At 71.9% G+C, this 17,977-nt stretch carries 15 protein-coding genes and 1 pseudogene; 14 read left to right on the forward strand and 2 right to left on the reverse strand.

The window, feature by feature from the left end:
• Nucleotides 1-822 (forward strand): annotated as a pseudogene (locus tag ACWDNU_RS35615) (MFS transporter); the annotation flags it as partial.
• A 291-nt stretch (nt 823-1,113) separates the two neighbouring features.
• On the opposite strand, the gene ACWDNU_RS35620 reads toward ACWDNU_RS35615, so the two are convergent.
• On the reverse strand, nt 1,114-2,034 hold the full coding sequence (locus tag ACWDNU_RS35620) for a ferritin-like domain-containing protein (protein ID WP_449672113.1): 921 nt from the start codon (nt 2,032-2,034) through the stop codon (nt 1,114-1,116).
• Between the two features lie 111 nt (nt 2,035-2,145).
• Between ACWDNU_RS35620 and rimP the strand changes: the two genes are divergently transcribed.
• The 7 genes from rimP to ACWDNU_RS35655 all read left to right on the forward strand — a co-directional run bounded on the left by rimP (nt 2,146) and on the right by ACWDNU_RS35655 (nt 8,875).
• On the forward strand, nt 2,146-2,664 hold the full coding sequence (gene rimP, locus ACWDNU_RS35625; protein ID WP_370935871.1) for a ribosome maturation factor RimP: 519 nt from the start codon (nt 2,146-2,148) through the stop codon (nt 2,662-2,664).
• A complete protein-coding gene (nusA, locus tag ACWDNU_RS35630) occupies nt 2,661-3,719 on the forward strand; it encodes a transcription termination factor NusA (protein WP_344284628.1) in 1,059 nt (352 codons plus the stop codon). The genes rimP and nusA overlap by 4 nt, the downstream gene beginning before the upstream one ends.
• A gap of 122 nt (nt 3,720-3,841) precedes the next feature.
• Nucleotides 3,842-4,111, forward strand: coding sequence for a YlxR family protein (locus ACWDNU_RS35635; RefSeq protein WP_449672114.1), 270 nt, complete (start codon nt 3,842-3,844; stop codon nt 4,109-4,111).
• Nucleotides 4,112-4,199: 88 nt separating this feature from the next.
• The gene (gene infB, locus ACWDNU_RS35640; RefSeq protein ID WP_449672115.1) at nt 4,200-7,160 is read left to right on the forward strand and encodes a translation initiation factor IF-2; all 2,961 of its coding nucleotides are present in this window, start codon (nt 4,200-4,202) and stop codon (nt 7,158-7,160) included.
• A gap of 65 nt (nt 7,161-7,225) precedes the next feature.
• On the forward strand, nt 7,226-7,519 hold the full coding sequence (locus tag ACWDNU_RS35645) for a DUF503 domain-containing protein (protein WP_037812533.1): 294 nt from the start codon (nt 7,226-7,228) through the stop codon (nt 7,517-7,519).
• 44 nt (nt 7,520-7,563) lie between these two features.
• On the forward strand, nt 7,564-8,037 hold the full coding sequence (gene rbfA, locus ACWDNU_RS35650; RefSeq protein ID WP_370935874.1) for a 30S ribosome-binding factor RbfA: 474 nt from the start codon (nt 7,564-7,566) through the stop codon (nt 8,035-8,037).
• A 4-nt stretch (nt 8,038-8,041) separates the two neighbouring features.
• The gene (locus ACWDNU_RS35655) at nt 8,042-8,875 is read left to right on the forward strand and encodes an alpha/beta hydrolase (protein WP_370935875.1); all 834 of its coding nucleotides are present in this window, start codon (nt 8,042-8,044) and stop codon (nt 8,873-8,875) included.
• Between the two features lie 91 nt (nt 8,876-8,966).
• On the opposite strand, the gene ACWDNU_RS35660 is transcribed toward ACWDNU_RS35655, so the two are convergent.
• A complete protein-coding gene (locus ACWDNU_RS35660; RefSeq protein WP_449672116.1) occupies nt 8,967-10,001 on the reverse strand; it encodes a TRM11 family SAM-dependent methyltransferase in 1,035 nt (344 codons plus the stop codon).
• 25 nt (nt 10,002-10,026) lie between these two features.
• Here ACWDNU_RS35660 and ACWDNU_RS35665 point away from each other — a divergent pair, with 25 nt between their 5' ends.
• From ACWDNU_RS35665 to ACWDNU_RS35690, 6 genes are all read left to right on the forward strand, one after another.
• The gene (locus ACWDNU_RS35665) at nt 10,027-11,037 is read left to right on the forward strand and encodes a DHH family phosphoesterase (protein WP_370935877.1); all 1,011 of its coding nucleotides are present in this window, start codon (nt 10,027-10,029) and stop codon (nt 11,035-11,037) included.
• 859 nt (nt 11,038-11,896) lie between these two features.
• Nucleotides 11,897-13,234: an MATE family efflux transporter gene (locus ACWDNU_RS35670; protein ID WP_449672117.1), complete on the forward strand. Its 1,338-nt coding sequence runs from the start codon at nt 11,897-11,899 to the stop codon at nt 13,232-13,234.
• Nucleotides 13,235-13,291: 57 nt separating this feature from the next.
• Nucleotides 13,292-14,113 carry a PhzF family phenazine biosynthesis protein gene (locus tag ACWDNU_RS35675; protein WP_449672118.1) on the forward strand — a complete coding sequence of 274 codons (822 nt, stop codon included), beginning with the start codon at nt 13,292-13,294 and terminating at the stop codon, nt 14,111-14,113.
• Between the two features lie 113 nt (nt 14,114-14,226).
• On the forward strand, nt 14,227-15,546 hold the full coding sequence (locus ACWDNU_RS35680; RefSeq protein ID WP_449672119.1) for an MFS transporter: 1,320 nt from the start codon (nt 14,227-14,229) through the stop codon (nt 15,544-15,546).
• A 359-nt stretch (nt 15,547-15,905) separates the two neighbouring features.
• On the forward strand, nt 15,906-16,826 hold the full coding sequence (gene truB, locus ACWDNU_RS35685; RefSeq protein ID WP_449672120.1) for a tRNA pseudouridine(55) synthase TruB: 921 nt from the start codon (nt 15,906-15,908) through the stop codon (nt 16,824-16,826).
• A 41-nt stretch (nt 16,827-16,867) separates the two neighbouring features.
• On the forward strand, nt 16,868-17,833 hold the full coding sequence (locus tag ACWDNU_RS35690) for a bifunctional riboflavin kinase/FAD synthetase (RefSeq protein ID WP_370935882.1): 966 nt from the start codon (nt 16,868-16,870) through the stop codon (nt 17,831-17,833).
• The last annotated feature ends 144 nt before the right edge of the window (nt 17,834-17,977 follow it).

The raw sequence follows: 17,977 nt of genomic DNA on the forward strand, positions 1-17,977 counted from the left end.
ATCGTCGACTCGTATGTGATCGTGTTCGCCTGCCTGGTGATTCCCGGTGGGGCGGCGGGAGATCGGTTCGGCCGCAAGGGCGTGCTGATCGCCGGTCTGGTGGTGTTCGCGAGCGGTGCACTGCTGTCCGCCGTCGCGCCGAACATCGCGGTCCTGCTCCTCGGCCGGGCGCTCACCGGGGTGGGCGCCGCCGCCGTACTGCCCAATACGCTGGCGGTGCTGCTGCACGCCGTCGCCGCCGAACGCCGGGGCCCGACCGTCGCGACCTGGGCGTCGATGACCGGCATCGGTGGTGTCGTCGGCAATGTCGGCGGCGGGGCGATCCTGTCCGGAGGATCCTGGCGGTGGCTGTTCGTGGCGGTGGTGCCGATCGCGCTGGTTCTCGTGGTGCTGGTGGCCCTGTTCGCGCCGGTGTCACCGCGGCACGACCGGCGACTCGATCCGCTGGGAACGGCCTTGCTCGTCGGAGCCTCGGTGGCACTGCTGGTCGGCATCGTCGAGGGGCCCGAGGCGGGGTGGGGCAGCACGGTCGTGATCGCCGGATTCGGCTGTGCCGTCGTGCTGTTCGCGCTGTGGGTGTTCGTCGAGCTGTCGGTCGAGCATCCACTGCTGGATCCCCGCGTGTTCCGCTCGCCCGAGCTGCGCAGCGCCTGCCTGGGGATGACGACGATCTTCTTCGGCATGTTCGCGCTGTTCTATGTGAACGCCTCGTTCCTGCAGTACGGCAAGGGGTTCGGGGTGCTGCGGACCGGGCTGGGCATCGTCGCGCTGACCGTGCCGATCATCGTCGGCGCACGCCGGGTCGGCGGGCTGGTGCGACGAGGGCTGCCCGGGGAGTGCAACGGCGGCGGGCTTCTGACCCGCCTCCTGCCGCCAAGGCATCCCGCGCCGCGTGGTGCTGCACTGCTGTTTCGAGCTCCGCGCCAGCTGGGGCGCGACCTCGGCGGGCATCGCGCCCGCGTCCTCCGCCCGGACAGCCCGCCGCGTCGCAACCGCACAAGTGGCTCGGGCGGGCGTGCGTCGCCCCCTCAAGCCGCGCGTCCACCAAGCTCCGCTGGCGTGGTCTCGTGCGTGCATATCCCGCTTAGAACCGGCATCCGCACTCACGACCCTCTACGAGGGCTGCCCAGGCAACGCCACCGCAGCAGGCTTCTGACCGGCCTCCTGCCGCCAAGGCATCCCGCGCCGCGAAGCAGCCACCAACGCCTGCAACGCCATCCCGCGCAACCCCGCGTCGTCGGTATGCGTAAGCACGGCAAGCCAAGCCGCCGCCGTGTCCGCCTCCGCGCTCGCCACGAGCGCAGCAGCCGAAGCAGTGTCCGTAACCGGCTTAGGCGGCACGTACGCGGCTTCAGGAGCCACCGGCGTCGCCGAAGCCGAAGTGATCATCTGCGTCACCACATCGCGTCGCGCGGTGTGCTCCGCGCGCCCGGCCTTCACCGCGTCCCCGAAATCACCCGGCAGGAACGCCGTCACCAGCCCGTACACCCACAACGACGCGTGCTCGGCCGCCAGCGCCTTCTGCAGCGAATCCACCGCTTCCTTCGGCACCGACGACGGCGCGGCCGCGGCCTTCGCGTCGGCGCCCGGCCCGAGCTCCGGCGCGATCCGCTGCAGCCCGGCGCATCCGGCGGCCACCGAGGCGACGAGACCGGCCCGGTACGCGGGCAGCGCCGCCACCAGGTCCTCGGCCTGCTTGCGCGCGGCGGCCAGCCGGTCCTTGAACCCGCCCAGATCAGCGGGCGCGGGCGGGACGTTCGCCGCCTTCTTGGGCCGGTTGAGCCGGTCCACCTCGGCCTTCAGCGCGGCCGCCTGCGCGGCTCTGGCGTCGGCCACCTGGCCGGCCGCGTCGCCGCCGGACGGCAGCTTCCTTGCCGCGGCGGCGTCCGCCTCGGCCATCGCCAGCAGCGGGGCCAGCGGATCGGGGGCGTCGTCGTAGCCGCCCGAGCAGGCGGCGAGCGGCACAGCCGCGGCGACAGTGGCGCTCAGTGCGCCCAGACGCAGCACGGCGCGCCGGGAGAGGTCTGCGGTCACGTCGGCCCATCCTGCCAGGCCGCCCGGGTGCGCCGCCGCTCGCGCGTCTTCGCGGGGGCGCAGGATAAGCTTGACCTCCACTGACCAACAGGCCGAACAGGAGTGCTCCACGTGCCCAACGAACTCGCCAGCCGGCTGGAGCCGATCGTGGCCGAAGCCGTCACGACCGCGGGCTTCGACCTCGACTCGCTCGAGGTGCAGCAAGCCGGACGGCGACAGCTGGTGAAGGTGGTCGTCGACTCCGACGACGGCGTCGGGCTGGACGAGGTCGCCGAAGTCAGCCGCACCGTCTCGGCCGCACTCGACGAGAACGAGCACGTGCTGGCGAGCGCCTACACGCTCGAAGTCACCTCTCCCGGCCTCGACCGGCCGCTCACCCAGCAGCGGCACTGGCGGCGCGCCCGCTTCCGCCTCGTCAAGATCACGCCCGTCGAGGGCGCGGCCTACCTCGCCCGCGTCGGGCACGCCGGCGAGAAGAGCGTGCGCGCGCTCGTCGACGGCCGGATCAAGGACGTGCACTACCAGTCCGTCGCGAAAGCCGTGGTGGAAGTCGAATTCAAGCAACCGCCCGCCGAAGACCTCAAAGCCCTGACCGCGGACGAAGACGAAAAGAAGGAGGAGTCGAAGTGAACGTGGACATCGCCGCGCTGCGGGCGATCGAACGGGACAAGGACATCCCCTTCGACACGGTCATCGAGGCCATCGAGACCGCGCTGCTCACCGCGTACAAGCACACCGAGGGCCACCAGTCGCACGCCCGCATCGACATCGACCGCAAGACCGGCCTCGTCCGCGTCCTCGCGCACACCCTCACCTCCGAGGGCGAGGTCGACGAGGAATGGGACGACACCCCCGAGGGCTTCGGCCGGATCGCCGCCACCACCGCGCGCCAGGTCATCCTGCAGCGGCTGCGCGACGCCGAGCACGAGAAGACCTACGGCGAGTTCTCCGCCAAGGAGGGCGAGATCGTGGCCGGAGTGGTGCAGCGCGACGCGCGCGCCAACGCCCGCGGCATGGTCGTGATCCAGGTCGGCGACACCGAGGGCGTGCTGCCGCAGGCCGAGCAGGTCGCGGGGGAGTCCTACGAGCACGGCACCCGGATCAAGGCGTTCGTGTTCGGCGTGTCGCGCAGCAACCGCGGCCCGCAGATCATGCTGTCGCGCTCGCACCCGAACCTGGTGCGCAAGCTGTTCGCGCTGGAGGTCCCGGAGATCGCCGACGGCACCGTCGAGATCGCCGCGGTCGCCCGCGAACCGGGACACCGGTCGAAGATCGCCGTGCGCTCCACCATCCCCGGCGTCAACGCCAAGGGCGCCTGCATCGGCCCGATGGGCGCGCGCGTGCGGAACGTGATGAGCGAGCTCGCCGGCGAGAAGATCGACATCATCGACTGGTCCGACGACCCGGCCAAGTTCGTCGGGAATGCATTGTCGCCCGCGAAGGTTGTCTCGGTACGTGTCGTGGACGAGCGGGCCAAGACGGCGAGGGTCGTCGTCCCGGACTTCCAGCTGTCGCTCGCGATCGGCAAGGAAGGCCAGAACGCCCGGCTGGCGGCCCGGCTCACCGGCTGGCGGATCGACATCCGGAGCGACGCGGCGCCCGCCGAGCCGGCCGGTCCGGCCGAGGGTGAGCAAGACCACGCCGGCCAGGCGCGGCCCGCCGCGGCAACCGGTTCGGCCGACTGAAGGTGCAGGCGCTAGACTCGACAACGGTTCAAGACCCGCGAAGGGCTACTGGGGACACCCCCGACCTCCAGCGTCACCGGCAGTCGCCGGTGCGCACGTGTGTCGGCTGCCGGAAACGGGACTTGACCGGCGAACTGCTGCGCGTGGTCGCGGCGGACGGGCGGGTGGTCGTCGACGAACGTCGGCGGCTGCCGGGCCGGGGAGCGTGGCTGCACCCCGGAACGGACTGCCTGGCCAAAGCCGAGCGGAAGCGGGCGTTCCCCCGGGCTCTTCGAGTCCAGGGCGCGCTCGAGGCCGCGGGGCTGCACGACCACGCGGCGTTCGCCGCGGACGACGACTCCGGGACAACCCCGGGATCGCGAGATACAAGGAAGCAGGTCGACCCGTCATGAGTCAGCCGTGAAGCTGAAGCCATGAACGCGCGACGATAAGGACGAGGTCAGCGGGTCCCCGCCTGGCCTCCCCTAGATGAGGAGAGCTGTGCCAGGCAAGGCCCGTGTACACGAGCTCGCTAAGGAGCTCGGCATCACCAGCAAAGAAGTTCTCGCCAAGCTCAAGGAGCAGGGCGAGTTCGTGAAGTCCGCGTCGTCCACCGTCGAGGCGCCCGTCGCCCGCCGGCTCCGCGACGCGTACCCCGCCAAGGGCGGGAAGAAGCCCGGCCCCACCCCGGGACCGCGGCCCGCTCCGGCGGCCCCGAAGCCGCCCGCTCCGCAGCAGCAGAGCGCCGCTTCGCAGGCCCCGTCCGCTCCGGCCCCCGCGCCGCAGCAGGCCCCGGCCGGGAAGCCGGGTCCGCAGGCAGCCAAGCCGGCGGCGTCCCCGGGCCCGAAGCCCGGCGGCCCGCGCCCCGGTCCGCGCCCGCCCGCACCGGCCCAGCCGGCCCCGGCTCCGGAGGTCCCGGCCGCCAAGGCCGAGCCCGCCGCGCCCAAGCCGGCCCCGAAGCAGCAGGACTCGTCGTCCGCCGGTTCGGTCGTGCCGCCCAAGCCGCAGGGCCCCAAGCCCAGCGGCCCGCGTCCCGGTCCGCGCCCGCCGCGGGTCGGCAACAACCCGTTCGGCGTCGGCTCCGGTTCCCCGGCCCCGCGTCCGCCCGCCCCGCGCCCCGGCCCCGGCCAGGGCGGCGACAACCGTCCCCCGCGTCCGGGCGGCGGCCAGGGCGGCGACACCCGTCCGCCGCGTCCCGGCGGCGGCCAGGGCGGCGGCAACCGGCCGAGCCCGGGCAACATGCCCCCGCGCCCGAACCCCGGCATGATGCCGGGCCGCGCCCGTCCTGCCGGACCGGCAGGCGGCCGAGGCGGTCCCGGCGGCGGCGGTCGTCCCGGCGGCGGCGGTCGTCCTGGCGGCGGCGGTGGCGGCGGCTTCCGCGGCGGCCCCGGTGGCGGCGGCGGTGGCGGCGGTTTCCGTCCCGGCGGCGGTGGCGGCGGTGGCGGCTTCCGTCCGGGCGGCGGCGGTGGCGCCCCGGCCGGCGGCGGCGGTTTCCGCGGTGGCGGCGGCGGTCGTGGCGGCCCGGGCGGTCGCGGCGGCACGGCCGGTGCCTTCGGCCGTCCCGGCGGACCCTCGCGCAAGGGCCGCAAGTCGAAGCGGCAGAAGCGCCAGGAGTACATGGACAACATGCAGGCGCCCAGCGTCGGCGGCGTCCGCCTGCCCAAGGGGCAGGGCGAGACGATCCGGCTGCCGCGCGGCGCTTCGCTGACCGACTTCGCCGAGAAGATCGACGCCAACCCGGCTTCGCTGGTGCAGGTGCTCTTCCACCTCGGCGAGATGGTCACCGCGACGCAGTCCGTGTCGGACGACATCCTCGAGCTGCTCGGCGGCGAGATGAACTACGTCGTCCAGGTCGTCTCCCCCGAGGAGGAGGACCGCGAGCTGCTCGAAACCTTCGACATCACCTATGGCGAGGACGAGGGCGGCGAGGAGGACCTGCAGGTCCGGCCGCCGGTCGTCACCATCATGGGTCACGTCGACCACGGCAAGACGCGACTGCTGGACACGATCCGCAAGACGAAGGTCCGCGAGAGCGAGGCCGGCGGGATCACCCAGCACATCGGCGCCTACCAGATCGAGACCGAGCTCGAAGGCGTCGAGCGGCTGATCACCTTCATCGACACCCCGGGTCACGAGGCGTTCACCGCCATGCGTGCCCGTGGCGCGAACTCGACCGACATCGCGGTGATCGTGGTGGCGGCCGACGACGGCGTCATGCCGCAGACGGTGGAGGCGATCAACCACGCGCAGGCCGCCAAGGCCCCGATCGTGGTCGCGATCAACAAGATCGACAAGGAGGGCGCGAACCCGGACAAGATCCGGCAGCAGCTCACCGAGTACAACCTCATCGCCGAGGAATACGGCGGCGACACGATGTTCGTCGAGATCTCCGCACGGGAGAACATCAACATCGACGGGCTTCTCGAGGCGATCCTGCTGACCGCGGACGCGGCTCTGGACCTCCGGGCCAACCCGGACATGGAGGCCCAGGGCGTCGCGATCGAGGCGCACCTCGACCGCGGTCGCGGCCCGGTGGCCACCGTCCTGGTCCAGCGCGGCACGCTGCGCGTGGGCGACTCGGTCGTGGCGGGCGACGCCTACGGCCGCGTCCGCCGGATGGTCGACGAGCACAACGAGGACGTCACCGAGGCGCTGCCCTCGCGTCCGGTCCAGGTCATCGGGTTCACCTCGGTGCCGGGAGCGGGCGACACCTTCCTGGTGGTCGACGAGGACCGCGTCGCCCGGCAGATCGCCGAGCGCCGCTCCGCCCGCACCCGCAACGCGCTCAACGCGTCGCGCCGCAAGCGGGTCAGCCTCGAGGACCTCGACTCCGCCTTGAAGGAGACGAGCAGCCTCAACCTGATCATCAAGGGCGACAACTCGGGTACCGTCGAGGCGCTCGAAGCGGCGCTGCTGCAGCTGGACGTCGGCGAAGACGTCGAACTGCACGTCGTGCACCGCGGCGTCGGCGGCGTGACCGAATCGGACATCGACCTGGCGACCGCGTCCGACGCGATCGTCCTCGGGTTCAACGTCCGGGCGCAGGGCAAGGCGACCGAGCGGGCCACCCGCGAGGGCGTCGACGTGCGCTACTACACGGTCATCTACCAGGCGATCGAGGAGATCGAGCAGGCCCTGAAGGGCATGCTCAAGCCGGAGTACGAAGAGGTCGAACTGGGCCGCGCCGAGGTCCGGGACGTCTTCAAGTCCTCCAAGATCGGCACGATCGCGGGTTGCCTGGTCATGTCCGGCGAGATCCGGCGCAACGCCAAGGCCCGCCTCCTGCGCGACGGCAACGTCGTGGCGCAGAACCTGCCGATCAACTCGCTGCGCCGCTTCAAGGACGACGTGGTCGAGGTCCGGGAAGGGTACGAGTGCGGTCTCACGCTGGGCTCGTACAGCGACATCAAGGTCGACGACGTGATCGAGACCTACGAACAGCGGGAGAAGCCCCGCGCGTGAGCCAACGGTCCGGGGTGTGCCGAGCGCGCACCCCGGACCGCGTTCGCGGCACAACTTCGCTGCCTATGTTTGTCGGAGCCTTGGAGCTCGACCTGCTGCTCGACGACGTGCATTCGTTGAAGCAGAAACGATCCGTGGTGCGGCCGGTGGTGGCCGAACTGCGGAAGCGGTTTTCCGTCTCGGTCGCCGAGGCGGGACATCTGGACCTGCACCGGCGCGCGCTCATCGGCGTCGCCGCGGTCGCCCCCGACGGCGAGCACATCCGGGACGTGCTCGACGCGTGCGAGCGGTTCGCGGCCGGACGCCCCGAGTTCGAACTGCTCTCCGCGCGCCGCCGGCTGCTCGGCCCGGACGACTAGAAACACCCGGACATCCGGAAAACCCGGAGAAGGAGACCTCAGCCATGGCCGATCCCGCTCGGGCACGCAAGCTCGCCAAGCGGATCTCGCAGATCGTGGCCTCGGCGATCGAACACGACGTCAAGGACCCGCGTTTGGGCTCGGTGACCATCACCGACGCCCGCGTCACTGCGGACCTGCACGACGCCACGGTGTACTACACGGTGCTCGGCGAAAGCCTCGACGCGGAGCCGGACTTCGCGAGCGCCGCGGCCGCGCTGGAAGCCGCGCGCGGCGTCCTGCGCACCAAGGTGGGACAGGGCACCGGCGTCCGCTACACCCCGACGCTCACCTTCGTCGCGGACAGCGTCCCCGACGACGCCCGCCGCATCGAAGAGCTGCTGGCGAAGGCCCGCGAGTCGGACGCCGAGGTGGCGCGCCGGGCGACCGGCGCCCAGCCCGCGGGCGACGCGGACCCTTACAAAGCTCCTCGTGCCGACGAGGACGAGGAGCAAGCAGAAGAGGAGACGCGCGGCTGAAGCGATGCGGTCAAAGCCCGGTGTCACGCGACGCGGCCTGCTGTTCGGCAGTGCCGCGGCGCTCGTCTCCGCCTGCACCGGGCGCTCCGCCCCGGTGGCTGCGCCGTCCTCGGCTGCCCCGGCCTCCAGCCCGTCGCCCCTGAAGGCGTCGATCACGATCCACCGCAGGCACTCCGCGGCCCGCGGCCGGGACGTCGACGTAGTGCTCATGACGCCCGACGGCGTGCCCAGCCTCGGCCTGCCGGTCTGCGTCGCGCTGCACGGTCGCGGGTCGAACGCCCGCACCTTCCTGGACCTGGACCTGCCCGCGGCCCTCACCGCCGCGGTGCGGTCCGGCGTCCCGCCGTTCGCGGTCGTCGCGGTCGACGGCAGCCACTACTGGGTCCCCGACGGCAGCGACGACCCGCGCCGCATGCTCGCCGACGAACTCCCCGGCTGGCTCTCCGAAGCCGGTCTCCGCCCGATGACCGGCGTCCTCGGCATCTCCATGGGCGGCTTCGGAGCCCTGAACCTCGCCCGGCGCCGCCGCGACGTCCGCGCCGTGGCCACCTGCAGCGCGGCCCTGTTCCGCACCTGGCCCGAAGCCCGCACCCGGCACATCTTCCCGTCCCAGGACGACTGGACGGCCGCCGAACCGCTGCAGCACGTGGACGAACTCCCGACCCGAGGCCTCGGCGTGTGGTGCGGCGACGGGGATCCGTTCCTGGCGGCCAACCGGAAGCTGATCAGCAGCGCCAAACCGGAGGTCTCGCGGATCACCGCGGGAGAGCACACGTCGGAGTACTGGCGGGGCGTGCTGCCGGAGGTGCTGCGGTTCATCGGGCCGCGGCTGGCGTAGCGGGATCACCGGTTCGGGTAGCCGGGGTCGTGCAGGCAATGGGTAACACCGGTGGCCTGGGCGCGCGGTAACAACAATGCCCAGCGCGAATTCAGACCGGCTTTCCCGCCACCACAAGATCCCGCACGATCGCCTGATCCACCCGATGCGCCAGCTCCTCATAAGGCCCGCCCGACCGCACCGTCAGCCCCGCGCGTTCCAGGATCGCCACCAGTTCCTCTCGCGGCAGCACATGCGTGTTCCACGAGATCCCCATCGCCCCGCCCGGGCGCAGCACCCGGTTCCACACCGGGACCGCCGCCGCGAGAAGGTCGCGCGGGCTGCGGGCCAGGCCGGTCTCGCGGTGGCTGCCGTGCTGCACGCCGTACGGCGCGTCGGTCACGATGAGATCCACCGACGCCGGGCGAAGGACCTCGTCGGTGGTCAGGGTGTCCGTGTTGAGGTAGCTGAGCCGCCGGACGCGGCCGGCCTTGTAGTCGTCCTTGTCGAACGCGTACTCGATGTCCAGCCGACGGCCAAGCCGGACCTTGTTGCGGCGCAGCTGCCCGGCCTCCGCGGTGTGCTTCACGCGCTTCGTGCGCAGCCACGTCTTCACGAACTGTTCGTACGCTTCGAAATCGCGCTCGTCGACGTCCAGGCCGGTGGCGTCGAAGCCGTACATCACGGCCTGGTTGAGCGTCGTCCCGCGGCCGCACAGGGGGTCGAGCAGGTGCAGTTCGCGGTCCGGCCAGTCCGCCGGCCGCGCCGTCGCCAGCAGGGTGAGGTTGAGCAGCAGTTTGGTGAACTGCTCGTTGGTTTTGCCGGGGTACTTCTGGATGGTCAGCAGGTCCGAGTCGGCCTTCGCCAGCGGATGCACGGCGACCGGCCGCAGCACGCCGTCGCCCAGTTCGAACAGGGCGTACAGCGAGGACAGGTTCGACAGCAGCGCCAAGTCTCGCTCACCGAGAGGGGCCGCGCAGGCGAATTTCACGTACCCGACGCCGCCGAGTTCGATCTCTTCGATCGCCGACACTTCGGCGGAAAGACCAGCGCCGAAGGCCGCCAGCTCGGCGCGCAGCAGCGCCGGCGACGACGCGGCGTACACGCGGTTGGCGGAAGGAAGAACGAGGATCACGTACTCAGGCATCCCGCAGAGCGTAGCGTGACACTTTGTGACAGCTTCCCTGGTACAGGACATCGAGGCCGCCGCCGCACTGCTGGCCGGGGCCACCGACGTGACGCTGCTCGGACACGTGCGCCCCGACGCGGACGCCCTCGGCAGCGCGCTGGCCCTAGGCCACGTGCTGCATCGCGGCGGCGCTCGCGTGCGGGTCGCCTTCGGAGAGCCGGACGAGGCCCCGGAAACGCTCGCCTGGCTGGACGTCGACGGCCTGATCACCCCGGTCGACGCCCTCCCTCCGACCGACGGCCTCCTGGTCGCACTGGACACCCCGACCCTGGCCCGCCTGGGCAGGCTCGCCCCGCGCGTCGCCGCGGTCCGCGACGCGGGCGCTCCGGTCCTGGTCGTCGACCACCACGCGACGAACGCCCGCTACGGCACCCACCACGTCGTGGACGAGTCCGCCGAAGCGACGGCGATCCTGGTCACGCGCATCATCGAGGCAATGGGCGTCGAGTTGGACGAGGCCGCCGCACGCTGCCTGTACGCCGGAGTGGTCACCGACACGAGCGGCTTCCGCCGGGCAAGCCCCGAAACGCACCGAATCGCCGCGCGCCTCCTGGAAGCCGGGGCCGACCCGGGCGAGGTCGCCCGCCGAATCGTCGACGACCACCCGTTCGCCTGGCTGCCGATGCTGGCGACGGTCCTCTCCGAGGCGAGGCTGGAACCCGAAGGGGCGCAAGGATTCGGCTTCGTCCACACGGTAGTCCGCGCGGCTGCCGCGGCGACGGTGCGACTGGAAGAGGTCGAGTCGGTGATCGACGTGGTGCGCGCCACTCGGGAGGCTGGCGTCGCGGCTGTGCTGAAGGAGGCCGGGCCTGGTCCAGTGTGGACAGTCTCGCTGCGCTCCGCCGGTGACATCGACGTGTCAGCCGCCGCCGCGGAGTTCGGCGGGGGAGGCCACCGGATGGCGGCTGGATGCACGGCGGAGGGCCCGGCAGAGGAGGTACTGGACCGGCTGCGTGACGCGTTGGGGCGGGCACCGCTGCTGCGAGCTTCCTGAACCGGGCGGGGCTTCTGGCACCGGTTCGCCAGCACCGCTGGGGACGGTCTCTCGGCGCGCAGCTGCACCTGTTGGCCGATCACGGGAGATGCTGGCGCCGGCCGCGGACTGACCTCCAGCTCCAAGACGCGGCCGGTTGGCCGTGTTCCCGGGTGCCTGTCCGGCATGTCCGCGGCCGAAGCCGGGCCAGTCGAATGTCCGCGCCGTCCGAGATGTGGCCGGTTCGCGGCGCTCCGGGGTGCGTCTGTCTGGAGTGCCCGCGGCCGAAGCCGGGCCAGTCGAATGCCGTGCCGCCCGAGATGTGGCCGGTTCGCGGCGCTCCGGCGTGCGTCCGTCTGGAGTGCCCGCGGCCGAAGCCGGGCCAGTCGAATGTCCGCCCCGCCCGGGACGTGGCCGTCCGTGGCGCTCCGGGGCGCGTCCGTCTGGAATGTCCGCGGCCGAAGCCGAACCCGTCGAATGCCGCGCCGCCCGAGACGCGGCCGGTCCGCGGCGCTCCTGGATGCGTCCGTCTGGAGTGCCCGCGGCCGAGGTTGAGCCAGCTGAACGTCCGTCCTGCTGAAACGCCGCCGATTGGCCGTGCTCCCAGGTGTGTCCGTCCCGTGTGCTCGCAGCCAAAAGCCGAACCGCCGCCACCTCCGAACCGCCGCCGGTCGGCCGCGTTCCCAGACATGCCCGTCCTGCATGCCCCCAGCCAAAGCCGCACCACCCGAACAAACCTCCCACATCCCAGGAACCCGCCGCGCCCCCAGTCGAATTCCCTTGCCCCACAACCAATTCCCCGGCCCCCGTCACCTACCTCGGTGAACCCAACCCCTCCGCCCCGCCGGAATTGTCGGACCCGGTAGCTACTCTCGTCCCCGTGTCCGAAAACGCCACGACCACCGCCGTAAGCGGTGACCGCATCCCGCCCCGCCGAGTGTTCGGGCTCGCCGTGCCCGCGCTCGGCGTGCTCGCCGCCGAGCCGCTCTACGTGCTGGTCGACACCGCCGTCGTCGGCCATCTCGGGGCGCTGCCGCTCGCCGGCCTCGCGCTGGGCGGCGTGGTGTTGTCGCAGGTCTCCACGCAGCTCACCTTCCTGTCCTACGGCACCACCTCGCGCACCGCGCGACTGCACGGCGCGGGCAGGCGCGCCGACGCGGTCCGCGAGGGCGTGCAGGCCACCTGGCTCGGCGTGCTGGTCGGGCTGGTGCTGCTCGTCGCGGGGCAACTGCTGGCGGAGCCGATCACCCGCGCGCTTTCGGGCAGTGACGAGATCGCCGCGGCGGCTGTCTCCTGGCTGCGGATCGCGTTGTTCGGCGCGCCGCTCATCCTCATCACCATGGCGGGCAACGGCTGGATGCGCGGCGTGCAGGACGCCACCCGTCCGCTGCGCTATGTCTTGGCGGGCAACGGAATCTCGGCCGTACTGTGCCCAGTGCTGGTGTACGTCGCCGATCTCGGGCTGGAGGGGTCGGCGATCGCGAACGTCGTCGCGCAGGTCGTGTCCGCGTCGATGTTCGTCGCCGCGCTGGTGCGCGAAAAGGTGCCATTGCGGCCGGATTTCGCGGTGATGCGGGCACAACTGGGTCTCGGCCGGGACCTGGTGCTGCGCAGTTTCGCGTTCCAGGCGTGCTTCGTGTCCGCCGCCGCGGTGGCCGCGCGCACCTCGACCGAGGCGGTCGGGGCGCACCAGGTGGTCCTGCAGCTCTGGACGTTCCTGTCCCTGGTGCTCGATTCAGTGGCGATCGCGGCGCAATCGCTCGTCGGCGCGGCGCTCGGCGCGGGAGCGGCGCGGCAGGCGCGCGGGGTGGCCAACCAGATCACCGGATACGGCCTCGTCCTCGGCTGTTTCCTGTGCGTGCTGTTCGCCGCGTTGTGGAGCGTCCTGCCGCACGCGTTCACGTCCGATCCGGGAGTGCTCGGCGAAATCCCGCACGCGTGGTGGTTCTTCGTTGCGCTGCAACCGATCGCGGGAGTGGTGTTCGCTCTCGACGGCGTCCTCCTCGGTGCGGGCGACGCCGCCTTCCTCCGCACCGCGACGCTCGTCAGCGCCGGTCTCGGATTCCTGCCGCTGATCTGGCTGTCGCTGGCGCTGGGCTGGGGATTGAGCGGGATCTGGACCGGACTGTCGCTGTTCATGGTGTTCCGGCTGGCGGCCGTGGTGGCGCGATGGCGGTCCGGGCGGTGGGCCGTGGTCGGCGCGGTGAGGGAGGCCTGATGGCATGACGGCGAAACCCGCTCGCCGCCGTCGCCCGGCGGATGCGAGGGTGGGCGCATGCCGAAGTTCACCCAGGTCGACGTCTTCACCGACGAGCTCACCCGAGGCAACCCGCTCGCTGTCGTGCACGGCGCGGACGGGCTGTCCGACGAGCGGATGGCCGCGTTCGCCAGCTGGACGAACCTCAGCGAGACCACGTTCCTGCTGGAGCCGTCCGACCCGGCCGCCGACTACCGCGTGCGGATCTTCACCCCGCACGGCGAGCTGCCGTTCGCCGGACATCCGACGCTCGGGTCGGCGCGGGCGTGGCTGGCCGCCGGGGGAGTGCCGAAAGCCGGGCACCTCGTGCAGGAATGCGGGGTCGGGCTGGTCCGGGTGCGCCGCGACGGCGACCGGCTGGCGTTCGCCGCGCCTCCGCTGCGCCGTGGCGGTCCGGTGGACGACGCCGATCTCGCCGCGGTGACGCGCGGTCTGCGCCTCGGCGACGGTGACGTCCTCGACGCGCGCTGGGCGGACAACGGCCCCGGTTGGGTCGCGTTGCTGCTGCGCGACGCGGCGACCGTCCTCGCGATCGAGCCGGACTTCGGTGCGCTCGGCTCGTTCAAGGTGGGCGTCGCCGGTGCGCAGCCGGCTGGGTCCGACACGGCGTTCGAGGTCCGCGCGTTCAGCGACGTCGTCGAGGATCCGGTCACCGGCAGCCTCAACGCGGCCCTCGGCCAGTGGCTGATCGGCGACGGCATCGCGCCCGAGTCGTACGTCGCGGCGCAGGGCACGCAGCTCGGCAGGCGAGGGCGGGTGCACGTCGAACGGGACGGCGACGACGTCTGGGTCGGCGGCGAAACGGTCGTCGGAATCCGCGGCGAAGTGGATCTGTGGTGAAACACACCCCGGTTACGGCTATGTATCGAGATTGCTGAGGCGATACAACTATCGAGGCGGCAGCGTCGTCGTCCTCCTCTGTCCGACGCTCGCCTGCTCATCTGGAGGAACCCTTGACGCCCGCCGGCCGCGCCCCTGTCCGGTCCTGGCTCATCTGGCTCACCGCGGTCACGGTGTACCTGCTCGCCGTCTTCCACCGCACCTCGTTCGGCGTCGCCGGGCTGAAAGCGGCCGAACGCTTCGGTGTCGGATCCGCCGCGCTCGGCATCTTCACCGTCCTGCAGGTCGGTGTCTACGCGGCGATGCAGATCCCGACCGGCGTGCTGGTCGACCGCTATGGCCCGCGTCGCGTGCTCACCGCCGCCGTCCTGATCCTCGGCTCCGGGCAGCTCCTGCTCGGCCTCGCCGACACGTACGCGCTCGGCCTGGTAGCGCGCGGCGTCCTCGGCCTCGGCGACGCGCTCACCTTCGTCAGCGTCCTCCGCCTCGTCGCGGCGCATTTCCCAGCCCATCGTTACGCGCTGCTCGCATCCTTCACCTCGTGCGTCGGCTACATCGGCAACCTCGCCGCGACGGTCCCGCTCACCCTGCTCCTCGACGGTCCAGGATGGACAGTCACCTTCCTCGCCGTCGGCGCGGTGACGGTCCTGTACTCGGTGCCGGTCGCGCTGCGCGTCCGCGATACTCCCGAAGGCGTGCCGGAACGCAAGCGCGAACCCGTGCGCCCGGCGGAACTGGCCACGCAGGTCAAGCTGGCTTGGCGAACCCCCGGCACTCGGCTGGGTTTCTGGGTGCACTTCTCGACGATGTTCGCGCCGAACGTGCTGACCCTGTTGTGGGGCATGCCATTCCTGGTGCAAGGCGAGGGTTTGCCCGCCGCGACCGCAAGCGCCCTGCTGACCGTGTTCGTATTCGGCTCAATGGCGGGCGGCCCGCTCTTGGGCGCGCTGATCGGCCGCTCCCCGGCACTGCGAGTGCCGCTGGTCATCGGCTATCTCAGCGGTGCGGCGATCGTATGGGCAGTGCTGCTCGGCTGGAACGGCCACGTCCCGGTGGGCGTCCTCGTCCCGGCATTCGCATTCCTCACCCTGGGCGGCCCGGCGTCGATGATCGGCTTCGCCATCGCCCGCGACTACAACCCGCTGTCCCGCGTAGGCACCGCAACCGGAGTGGTGAACGTCGGCGGCTTCATGGCGACCACTGTGACCGCCCTGCTGATCGGCATCCTGCTCCAGGCCACCGGCGGCAATTTCCGGATCGCACTGCTGGTCATCGTGGCCGTCCTGGCGTTCGGCGCGACCAAGATGCTGGTGTGGTGGCGACGGGCCCGCGCCCAGGTGTTCGCCGCGGAGGCCCGCGGGGAGGAAGTCCCGGTCCAGATCCGGCGGCACCGCTGGGACCACGCACCGGAAGAAGCCGTGGCCGCTGCCTGATCGAACTGCCCGAACCCTTCCCGGCGACAGCCACCCCGCCCGGCCTGCTCTCTCCGGGAGCTCGTGTGTGGCAATGCCGGTTCTAACCGGCATTGCCACACACGACAACCCAGCCCCTCATCGCCAGCCTGGCCGCTCGCGCGCACTCCAGCCCGCTTCCGCCGCCCCGGCCGCTCAAGCCATTCGCCCGAGCCCCTTCCGTCGTGCCGCTCTGGCCGCGCGCTGGACTCCAACCGACTTCTGCGCTCCAGCCCGGCTGCTCGGCCGCTCAAGCCAGACACCGCACCCCTCCCGCCGCCCAGCACGCCCGCCCGAACCACCCGCCACTCGCGAAACCCCGTCTAGGTAGGGTTTCCGCCGTGTCTCGCCCGAAAGAACCGCGTCGTCCCGCCCCTCCGCCCGGACTGCTCATCGTCGACAAACCGGCGGGAATGACGTCGCACGACGTGGTCGCGCGGGCGCGGCGGATCATGGGCACCCGCAAGGTCGGCCACGCCGGCACACTCGACCCGATGGCGACCGGCGTACTCGTCCTCGGCATCGAGCGCGCCACCAAACTCCTCGGCCACCTCGCCCTCGACCGCAAGACCTACCTCGCCACCCTGTCGCTCGGCCGCTCCACCACCACCGACGACGCCGAAGGCGAACCGATGGCCGAAACCGATGCCGCGCCGGAAGCCCTCGCCGCGGTCACCGACGAGCAGATCGCTGCCGGCATCGCCGCGCTGACCGGCGATATCCAGCAGGTGCCCAGCGCCGTGTCCGCCGTCAAGATCGACGGCAAGCGCGCCTACGCCCGGGTGCGCGCGGGAGAAGACGTCGTCCTCCCGCCGCGGCCGGTGACCGTGCACCGGTTCGACGTTCTCGGCCTTCGCCGCGAGGACGACCGGATCGAGATCGACGCGATCGTCGAATGCTCGTCCGGCACCTACGTCCGCGCGCTCGCCCGGGATCTCGGCGCCGGACTCGGCGTCGGCGGGCACCTGAAAGCCTTGCGCCGCACCACAGTCGGGCCGTTCACGCTCGCCCGCGCGCGCACGCTCGACCAGCTCGAGGAAAAACCGGAACTGTCCTTGGACCTCGACGCGGCCGTCGCCGCCGCGTTCCCGCGCCGGGATCTCGACGCGGCCACGGCCAAGGCGGTCCAATACGGCAGGCGCATCCCGGCGGGCGGAATCGAGGGCACCTACGGCCTGTTCGCGCCGGACGGCCACGTGCTCGCGCTGGCGTCCGACACTGAGGGAGTGACCCGCTCGGTGGTGGTCCTCCTGCCCGCATAGGGTGGGGGCAAAGGCACCTTGCTCGGGGAGAGTTGACAACAGTGCAGCGGTGGCGTGGGCTCGGGGACCTCCCGGGCGGCTGGGGACGGTGCGTGGTCACCATCGGCGTGTTCGACGGCGTGCACCGCGGGCACCAGGAACTGATCAAGCGCACCGTGGCGACGGCAGCCGAACGCGGAGTGCCCAGCGTGGTGCTCACCTTCGACCCGCATCCGTCCGAGGTGCTGCGCCCGGGAAGCCATCCCGCGCAGCTGACCACCCTGCGGCGCAAGGCCCAGCTGGTCGAGGGGCTCGGCGTGGACGTGTTCTGCGTGCTGCCCTTCACCCTGGAGCTGTCCCGGCTCAGCCCGCACGAGTTCGTGCACGAGGTGCTGGTCGACCGGCTGCACGCGGGCGCGGTGCTGGTCGGCGACAACTTCACCTTCGGGGCCAAGGCCGCGGGCAACGTCGCGCTGCTGCGCGAACTCGGCCGCCGCTTCGGGTTCGTCGCCTACGGCGCGGAGCTGCAGGGCCGTTCGCTCGACGACGACCGCGGCGCCAACGACATCACCTTCTCCTCCACCTACGTGCGCTCGTGCATCGACGCCGGCGACGTGGTCGCCGCGTCCGACGCGCTCGGCCGCCCGCACCGGCTGGAGGGCATCGTCGTCCGCGGCGACGGCCGGGGCCACGACCTCGGCTACCCGACGGCCAACCTGTCCACCGCGCGATTCGCCGCGGTGCCCGCGGACGGCGTCTACACGGCCTGGTTCAGCCGGCTCTCCGACCCGGACCGGCGGCTGCGCGCGGCGGTGTCGGTGGGCACGAACCCGACGTTCTCCGGCCGCGAACGCACCGTCGAGGCGTTCGTGCTGGACGTCGACGAGGACTTCTACGGCCAGCACGTCGCACTGGACTTCGTCACCCGGTTGCGGGATCAAGCGCGGTTCGGCGCGTCGGCCGATCTCGTGAAGAAGATCGACGAGGACGTGGCCCGGACCAGGGAAGCGCTCGGCTCGGACAGCTGAGCGGAGGAGATCCCGGGGCGGGCCGGACCCGGGGCGAATCGGGCGTTCCGGCCCGCCGGGGGCGTCCGGAGTGGCAAGATGGGCCGGCGGCGCCGGGCCGGGGGAGCAAGTCCTCCGGCTGGCGGCCGCGGGACGACAGCGCTA

This window comes from Amycolatopsis sp. NPDC003676, from assembly GCF_053587275.1.